This is a genomic window from Chondromyces apiculatus DSM 436 (assembly GCF_000601485.1).
Classification (GTDB): Bacteria; Myxococcota_A; Polyangia; order Polyangiales; family Polyangiaceae; genus Chondromyces; species Chondromyces apiculatus.
Genome location: NZ_ASRX01000144.1, coordinates 1 through 7,902, shown reverse-complemented (window position 1 = coordinate 7,902; position 7,902 = coordinate 1). Strand labels below are relative to the sequence as shown.

Below are 7,902 nucleotides of genomic sequence, written 5' to 3'. Positions count from 1 at the left end.
CCCCGCCACCCCTCTCCCGCCTTCCGCTGGGGTGGGACCAGGGGCGCTCGGGGGTGGAGCCGGTCGACCTTGAGGTAGCGCCAGGTGGTCGTGGGGGTGGTGCCAGGTAGGTTTGGGCTGGTGCCAGGTAGGCTTGGGGGCTGGCGCGGGTGGGCGTTGAGTGGTCGCCAGGTGGGCGTTGGGTTGGCGCGGGTGGGCGTTGAGTGGTCGCCAGGTGGGCGTTGGGTTGGCGCGGGTGGCCCTGATGCTGTCGCCAGGTGGGCGTTGGGTTGGCGCGGGTGGGCGTTGAGTGGTCGCCAGGTTGCTGTTTGGTGTCGCCAGGTCCGTCGCAAAAACGGCCGGATCCCTCTCAGGTTGCCTGAGGGGTGTGACCTAAGTGCATAGAATTGCTGAGGGAGGGATCTGCACCATGGAAGCATCGGCTTCCTGGGGCGAGGTGGGAGAGAGGCTCACGTCGGCCTTCATGAGGGGGAGGGGCTGCCACCTCTGGGGACGGATCCCCTGGTTCGATTTTGTTTAACTGGCCAGCCACGCCTTGGGCACCAGCGCCTTCCCGTCGCGCCACTCTTCCACGAGGTGAACGTCGACGTCGCCCCACACGTCCTTGCTTGCGTGGTCGAGCACGAGGATTTGCAGCCGGCCCTTGCTCGCCTTCGTGGCTTCGGCGAGCGTGACAAAGACCTTTCGGACCGCTGCGACATCCTCGTCGCCAAGGGCAGGGTCGTCGCCCGCCTTAACATCCTTGGCGAGAGTGCGCGGGAAGTAGACTTGGCTAGGCTGATCGAGGACCAGCAGGCTGGGAACGGGGCTCTCCTTCTGGCTGAGGAACAGTTCGTGGAGCCCGACCATCGCGGCGACGTGGTTACGAGAGCCAGTTCGCGCCGCTGCCGATCTCCCAGAGAAAGTCGGGCCGTCCCGAGCTTCCTGTCACGCGGATCGTCAGGTCGTCAATGTTCAGCTCGGATGCGAGAAGCCCGAAATCACGAGCTTCAGAGACCCAGTTCTGAAGCTCCGATCGCCACTTCTCCTTATGCTCCATCGTGTCGGCCTTGAAGAATAGGACGTCAGGGTTTGCGACGATGTTCTGCCGTCTTTGGAGCTGCTGCCTTCTTGGCCGTCTTTGGAGCTGCCGTCTTCTTGGCCGACATACGCTACCCCACTCATTTCGACCCAGCCGAATTAGCGTGTGGGAAAGTAACCCGCGCTGAAAGGTGGTGGCCGAAATTGCGTCATCCAGTCTCATCGGGCAGTAGGAGGTGGGGGACGGTGGGGGTGGCGCGGTCGCGGGCGGGCGCGCCAGAGCACCGAGCCGCGCGCCATCCGGTCCCAGCGCACCCCCACCTTTCAGACGCCGCCAAAGGGCGGCGTTCCCCAAACGCTTCTGCGTGAGCCCAACCGCAGGCGAGACGCGCTTCTGAGACGCCGTCTCCGCCAGCCCCAGCATCGCCAGTGTCTTGTCTCCACCTCCAGCGCCCGCCCGCGACCGCGCCACCCCCACCGTCCCCCACCCCCTGAGCCGGAGCGCTGGAGCACTGGAGCGCAGCCGAGCCCAGAAGAAGCACTGGAGATGGAGAGCCGGCGACCCGTGGACGAGCCCTGGAAACGGAGAGCCAGAGAAAGGCTCCTCCCCCCGGGAAGCTCAGCCCGACGCTGCGGCGCCCGAGACCTGCGTGAGCAGGTCCTGGATCTTCGCCACGAGCTTGGCCGGATCCTGCACCACGCCCTCGGCGAGCAGCGCCTGGTCGAAGAGCAGCTCTGCCCACTGCTTCACCCGGTCCGAGCCCGGCTCGCGCTCCGCGACCTTGCTCAGGTTCTTCACGATCGGGTGGGACGGGTTCAGCTCCAGGATGCGCTTCGACTCCTGCAGGCCGCCGGGCGCCTGATCCATCATCTTCAGGATGCGCTCGAAGTTCGCGCCTGGGTCTCCCTCGGCGGACACCAGGCAGCTCGCGCTGTCGGTGAGGCGACGGGAGGCGCGCACCTCCTTCACGCGGTCGCCGAGCGCTTCCTTCACGGCCTTGATCGCGGCGTCCACGGCTGCCTCGTCGGTCTTCTTCTCCTCGGTGGACTCGCCGAGGTCCACGTCGCCGTGGGTCACGCTCTTCAGGCGGCGCTTGTCGAACTCGTCGAGGGACTTCACCAGCCACTCGTCCACGGGCTCGGTCATGAAGAGGACGTCGTAGCCGCGCTTGCGGAAGGCTTCGAGGTGCGGGCTGCGCTCCACGGCGGCGCGGCCGAGACCGGTGATGTAGTAGATCTCCTTCTGGTCTTCCGGCATCGCGTCCACGTACTGCCGGAGAGAGGTGAGCTTGCCGGCCTCGCCCTTCAGGGTCTCGAAGCGGCATAGCTCGGCGATCTGGTCCTTGTTCTTCCAGTCGAGGGAGACACCCTCCTTGAGGACCTTGCCGAACTCCTTCCAGAAGGCCTGGTACTTCTCGGGGTCGGACTCGGCGAGGTCCTTCAAGGCGCGGAGCACCTGGCGGGTGATCTGCTGCTCGATCTGGGAGAGGGTGCGGCTCTCCTGGAGGATCTCGCGGGAGACGTTGAGGCTCAGGTCCTCGGAGTCGACGACGCCGCGGAGGAAGCGCAGGTAGAGGGGGGCGAGCTTGTCGCAGTCCTCCATGATGAGGACGCGCTTCGCGTAGAGGCGGATGCCCTGGCGGTCCTTCTGGAACATGTCCGGGGGCGCCTTCTCGGGGATGTAGAGCAAGGCGTAGAACTGCACGGGGGCGTCGACGGCGATGTGCACGTGGTGCAGCGGCTTCTCGCCGAGGTAGCCGCTCGTGACGTGATGGAAGAGCTCCGCGTGCTGCTCCTCGGTGACCTGAGACTTCGGCAGGGTCCAGAGGGCGGTCGAGCGGTTCGCCAGCTCGTCGTTCAGCTTGATGGGGAAGTGAACGAAGTCCGAGTACTTGCGGATGATCTCCTTCACCCGCCAGGCCTTGGTGTACTCCTTCGCCTCCTCCTTCAGGTGGAGCACGATGCGGGTGCCAGGGTGCTCGCGGTCGCCCGCGGCGAGGGAGAAGGTGCCGGCACCGGCGGAGCGCCAGAGCACGGGCTCGGCGCCAGGGAGCATGGAGCGGGTGTGCACGTCGACCCGGCTGGCCACCATGAAGGCGGCGTAGAAGCCCACGCCGAACTGGCCGATGAGCTGCAGCTTGCTGCCGTCGTCCTTCTTCTTCGAGGCCTCGGCGTTCGCCTTCAGGAACTCGAGGGTGCCGCTCTTGGCGATGGTGCCGAGGTTCTGCACCACCTCGTCACGGGTCATCCCGACGCCGTTGTCCTCGATGGTGAGGGTGCGGGCCGTGTCGTCGAGGGTGATGGTGATCCCCGGCTCGCCTTGCTGCTCCGCAGCGTCGCTGCGCGTCAGGGCAAGGAACCGGGCCTTGTCGAGGGCGTCGGAAGCGTTCGAGATCAGCTCGCGCAGGAAGACTTCCTGGTTGGTGTACAGCGAGTTGATGACCAGGGCGAGGACCTGCTGCACCTCGGCCTGGAAGGGAAGTTCGACAGCCGCAGGGGCCGGCGAAGAGGTGTCCGGCTGGTTGGCCGGGGGGTCGGTGGGGTTCGGGTTCGGAGTCTCCGTGCTCATGGCGATGACACGAATGGATCTCCATGGTGAAAAGGGCAATACCCTCGGCGAAGGTTGTTCGCGAAGAGGGGCTTTGGGGTAACCTCCCCGGACACCCGGACAGGGCGGTGCAGCTCGGCAGGAGGGGCCCCGGCGGCCCCCTGAGGAGGCAGCAGGTCCCATGGAGCGCGCGACCTACGACTGGAACCGCGGAGACGAGGCGGCCTGCGCGGCGGAGTCGGCCAGGACGGGCGAGGCCGAGGCGCGAGGGACCGGGGCGCGAGGGACCGGGGTGCGGGGGGCCGGGGCGCGAGGGACCGGGGTGCGGGGGGCCGGGGTGCGGGAGGCCGGGGAGAACGGGGAGGGGTGGGGGCTCGCCTGGAGGCCGCCGCAGAGCGTGCGGGTCGTGGACGAGACGCTGCGCGATGGGCTGCAGAATGCCTCGGGGGTGAACCCGCCCATCGGGCACAAGATCGACCTCCTGCACGCCATGGCCGCGATCGGGGTGGATGCGGTGAGCGTGGGGCTGCCGGGGGCCGGGGTGCGGCACACGGAGCACAGCCGGGCGCTGTGCCGCGAGATCCGGTCGGCGCGGCTGCCGCTTTTGGCCACGGCCGCGGCGCGCACGGTCGCCGCAGACGTGGAGGGGATCGTCCGGGCGGCCGACGAGAGCGGGCTCCCCATCGAGGTGTACTCGTTCATCGGGAGCTCGCCGATCCGGCACTTCGCGGAGGGGTGGGACCTCGACTTCATGGTGCGGGCGATCGAGCGTGCTGCCGCGGCGGCGCGCCGGGGAAACCTGAAGTTCTGCCTCGTCACCGAGGACACGACGCGCGCGCATCCCGAGGTGCTCCGGGTCCTGTTCCGGGCGGCGGTCGAGGGAGGCGCGGAGCGGCTGTGCTTGTGTGACACCACGGGGCACGTGACGCCGTACGGGGTCGCCGAGCTGATCGCGTTCGTGCGCCGGGAAGTCGCGGCGATGGGGGCGGAGGGCCTCCAGCTCGACTGGCACGCGCACCACGATCGGGGGCTCTCGCTGCCCACGGCGCTCTGGGCGGCGTCGCTCGGGGTGGAGCGGGTGCACGGCACGGCGCTCGGGGTGGGGGAGCGGGTCGGGAACACCTGCCTGGAGCTGCTCGTGGACAACCTGGGGCGCCTCGGGGCGAGGCCTCGGGTGCCGCGCGAGCGGCTCGCGGAGTACTGCGCGCTGGGGGCGCGGGCGCTCTCGTGGGTGATCCCGCCGGATCATCCCATCGCAGGGGTTCGGTACCGGCAGGAGCAGGAGGGGGATCGCGGCTACCGGGTGCTGGCGGAAGAAGCCGCAGAGGAGGCGCCGGAGGAGGCGCTGGTGCCCATGACGCTGCACCTGGTGGAGCGCTCCGGGGCCGCGCGCTCCGGGGGGAACGCGGCGGGTCAGGCGGGTCAAGCGGGGCAGGTCGGCGGGAGCCGGGTGGCGCTCGCGGTGCCGGCGCGGCGCACGTTGCTGGAGGCGCTGCGGTACGACCTCGATCTCGTCGGGACCAAGCAGGGGTGCGACAAGGGGGACTGCGGGGCGTGCACGGTGCTGCTGGACGGGGTGCCGGTGCTGGCGTGCCTCACCCTGGCGCTCGAAGCCGATGGGCGCGCGGTGCAGACGGTGGAGACGCTGGCAGGGGCGCCGCACCTGGATCCGCTGCTCGATTGCTTCGACAGGCTCGGGGGTGGGCAGTGCGGGTTCTGTACGCCCGGGATGCTGATGAGCGCGACGGCGCTGCTCGACAGGAACCAGCGGCCTTCGCGGGAGGAGATCAAGCGCGCGCTCTCCGGGAATCTCTGCCGCTGCACGGGCTACACCAAGATCATCGAGGCGGTGGACCTGGCGGCGAGGATCAAGCGCGGTGAGGCCGACGAGGAGGCAGGGGTGGATCTGCCGGGCGCGGACTGCGCGCCGCCGCCGCTGCCGTCCAATGCGAGCAGGGCGCGCAAGGAGCGCACGGAGAAGGAGCAGGCGTCGTGAGCGGGGCGGGGTCGGGGCTCGTGGGGCGGAGGGGGCGGGCCCTGCTCGCGCCGCGGGTCACGGGGCAGGTCCGCTACACGGACGACATTCACCTGCCGCGCATGCTCTGGGGGCGCATCGTGCGCTGTCCTCACCCGCATGCGCGCATCGTCCACGTCGATGCCTCGCGCGCGCTGGCGCGGCGGGGGGTGGTGGCGGTGATCACCGGCAAGGACATGCCGGAGAGGTTCGGGATCATCCCGTGGACGCCCGACGAGTACCCGCTGGCGCTGGAGCGGGCGCGCTTCGTGGGGGACGCCGTGGCGTGCGTGGCCGCCGAGGATGAGCGGCTCGCGCACGAGGCCGCGGACCTGGTCGAGGTGGCGTACGAGGTGCTGCCGGCGGCAACGGATCTGCAGACCGCCATCGATCGGCCGGAGGTGGGGCTCGGCAAGGGCGGCAAGGACAACGTCTCCAAGGAGGTCTCGCTCGACTTCGGGGACGTGGACGGGCAGCTCGGGCGCTCGGACGTGGTGGTGGAGGGGGACTACTACTACGAGGGGTCGGCGCACGCGCCGATCGAGACCCACTGCGCCATCGCGCAGCGGGACAAGAACGGGCTGCTCACGGTCTGGTCGACGACGCAGGTGCCCCACTACCTGCACCGCGAGCTGTCGCGGGTGCTGCGCATCTCGCCGACGCGGATCCGGGTGATCCAGCCGCCGGTCGGGGGGGCGTTCGGGGGGAAGAGCGAGCCGTTCTCGCTGGAGTTCTGCGCGGCGAAGCTGGCCATGGTCACAGGAAGGCCGGTGAAGATCCTCTACACGCGGGAAGAGGAGTTCTACGCGCACCGGGGGCGCCACCCGATGCGCATGCACATGACGGTGGGGGCGACGCGGGAGGGGAAGCTCACGGCGGTCGACGTGCGCACGGCGATCGATGGGGGGGCGTACTCGTCGTTCGGGCTGGTGACGGCCTACTACTCCGGGCAGCTCCTCACCTTGCCGGCGTTCGCGGAGGCGTACCGGTTCTCGTCGACGCGGTACTTCACGAACAAGCCTCCCTGCGGGCCCAAGCGGGGCCACGGGAGCGTCCAGCCGCGCTTCGCGTTCGAGGTGTCGCTCGACAAGATCGCGGAGCGCCTCGGCATGGATCCCATCGCGCTGCGGCGGCAGAACCTGGTGGCGCCGTCGTCGACGACGCTGAACGGGATGCGGGTGACGTCGAGCGGCATCGAGGCGTGCCTCGACGCGGTGGAGCGCGCGAGCGGCTGGAAGGAGCGGCGGGGAAAGCTCGGCCCGGGGAGGGGGCTCGGGGTGGCGGCGAGCTCGTACATCTGCGGGACGAACTACGCGATTTACCCGAACGACATGCCGCAGAGCGCGGTGCAGCTCAAGGTGGACCGGTCGGGGGTGGTCACGGTGTTCTCGGGGCAGAGCGAGATCGGGCAGGGGTGCGACACCATGCTCGCGGTGCTGGTCGCGGACACGCTGGGGCTCGATCTCGGGGCGGTGCGGGTGGTCTCGGGGGACACGGACCTCGCGCCGGTGGACCTCGGGGCGTACTCGTCGCGCGGGACGTTCATGAACGGGAACGCGGCGCTCCACGCGGCGCGGCAGATCCGGGACAAGCTCTGCGAGGCGGTGGCGGCGAAGCTCGAGGTGGCGCCAGGGGAGATCCTGGTGACGCGGGGGGCGCTGGTGGTCGCGCGGGATCCGGGGCGGGGGGTGCCGGTCACGGAGGCCATCCAGCTCGCGGAGGGGCGGTTCGGCACGCTCGGGGCGGTGGGGCACTACAACACGCCGAAGCTCGGGGGGGACTACCGCGGCGGGACCATCGGGGCGTCGCCGGCATACTCGTTCACCGCGCACGTGGCCGAGGTGGAAGTCGACGTGGAGACAGGGCGCGTCGAGGTGAAGACCATCTGGGTGGCCCACGACTGCGGCAAGGCGCTGTGCCCGACGCTGGTGGAGGGGCAGATGGAGGGGTCTGCGTACATGGGGGCGGCCGAGGCGCTCCTCGAAGAGCACGTCATCGGGAGCGATGGGCTGCACCACGGTCCGAGCCTGCTCGACTACCGCATCCCCACCACGCTCGACGTGCCCGACCTGGTGGCGCTGATCGTGGAGTCGCAGGATCCGGAAGGGCCGCTCGGGGCGAAGGAAGCGGGGGAGGGGCCGCTCCACCCGTCGATCCCGGCCATCGCCAATGCGATCTTCGACGCGGTGGGGGTGCGCATCGATCGGCTCCCGTTCAGCCCCGGGCGGGTGCTCGCGGCGCTGGGGGAGAAGGCGCGGCGCGAGGAAGGGGCCGTGCGCGTCGAGGAGACGGCGGGCGTGGCGGGCGTGGCGGGCGTGGC

General features: G+C 69.9%; 5 protein-coding genes and 1 pseudogene. 3 read left to right on the top strand and 3 right to left on the bottom strand.

The window, feature by feature from the left end; translation table 11 throughout:
- Positions 1-516: 516 nt before the first annotated feature.
- The 3 genes from CAP_RS42945 to htpG all read right to left on the bottom strand — a co-directional run bounded on the left by CAP_RS42945 (position 517) and on the right by htpG (position 3,589).
- Positions 517-849: a DUF3732 domain-containing protein gene (locus CAP_RS42945; RefSeq protein ID WP_052376935.1), complete on the bottom strand. Its 333-nt coding sequence runs from the start codon at positions 847-849 to the stop codon at positions 517-519.
- Between the two features lie 13 nt (positions 850-862).
- Positions 863-1,039 (bottom strand): hypothetical protein, encoded by a 177-nt coding sequence (locus CAP_RS54745; RefSeq protein WP_231512031.1) that lies wholly within the window; start codon positions 1,037-1,039, stop codon positions 863-865.
- Positions 1,040-1,639: 600 nt separating this feature from the next.
- Positions 1,640-3,589, bottom strand: a complete 1,950-nt coding sequence (gene htpG, locus CAP_RS42940) for a molecular chaperone HtpG (protein WP_052376934.1) — start codon at positions 3,587-3,589, stop codon at positions 1,640-1,642.
- Positions 3,590-3,749: 160 nt separating this feature from the next.
- On the opposite strand from htpG, the pseudogene CAP_RS55945 reads away from it, so the two are divergent.
- From CAP_RS55945 to CAP_RS42930, 3 genes and pseudogenes are all read left to right on the top strand, one after another.
- A pseudogene (locus tag CAP_RS55945) lies at positions 3,750-4,751 on the top strand (hydroxymethylglutaryl-CoA lyase-like TIM-barrel protein); the annotation flags it as partial.
- Positions 4,752-4,922: 171 nt separating this feature from the next.
- Positions 4,923-5,564 carry a (2Fe-2S)-binding protein gene (locus tag CAP_RS55940; protein WP_081865853.1) on the top strand — a complete coding sequence of 214 codons (642 nt, stop codon included), beginning with the start codon at positions 4,923-4,925 and terminating at the stop codon, positions 5,562-5,564.
- Positions 5,561-7,902 (top strand): xanthine dehydrogenase family protein molybdopterin-binding subunit (locus CAP_RS42930; RefSeq protein ID WP_052376932.1); only part of this gene is annotated, 2,342 nt, incomplete at its 3' end. The genes CAP_RS55940 and CAP_RS42930, both read left to right, overlap by 4 nt.

Coding starts and splice junctions, on each gene's coding strand:
- CAP_RS42945 (WP_052376935.1), bottom strand. CDS start 849: ATGGTCGGGCTCCACGAACTGTTCCTCAGCCAGAAGGAGAGCCCCGTT.
- CAP_RS54745 (WP_231512031.1), bottom strand. CDS start 1,039: ATGGAGCATAAGGAGAAGTGGCGATCGGAGCTTCAGAACTGGGTCTCT.
- htpG (WP_052376934.1), bottom strand. CDS start 3,589: ATGAGCACGGAGACTCCGAACCCGAACCCCACCGACCCCCCGGCCAAC.
- CAP_RS55940 (WP_081865853.1), top strand. CDS start 4,923: ATGACGCTGCACCTGGTGGAGCGCTCCGGGGCCGCGCGCTCCGGGGGG.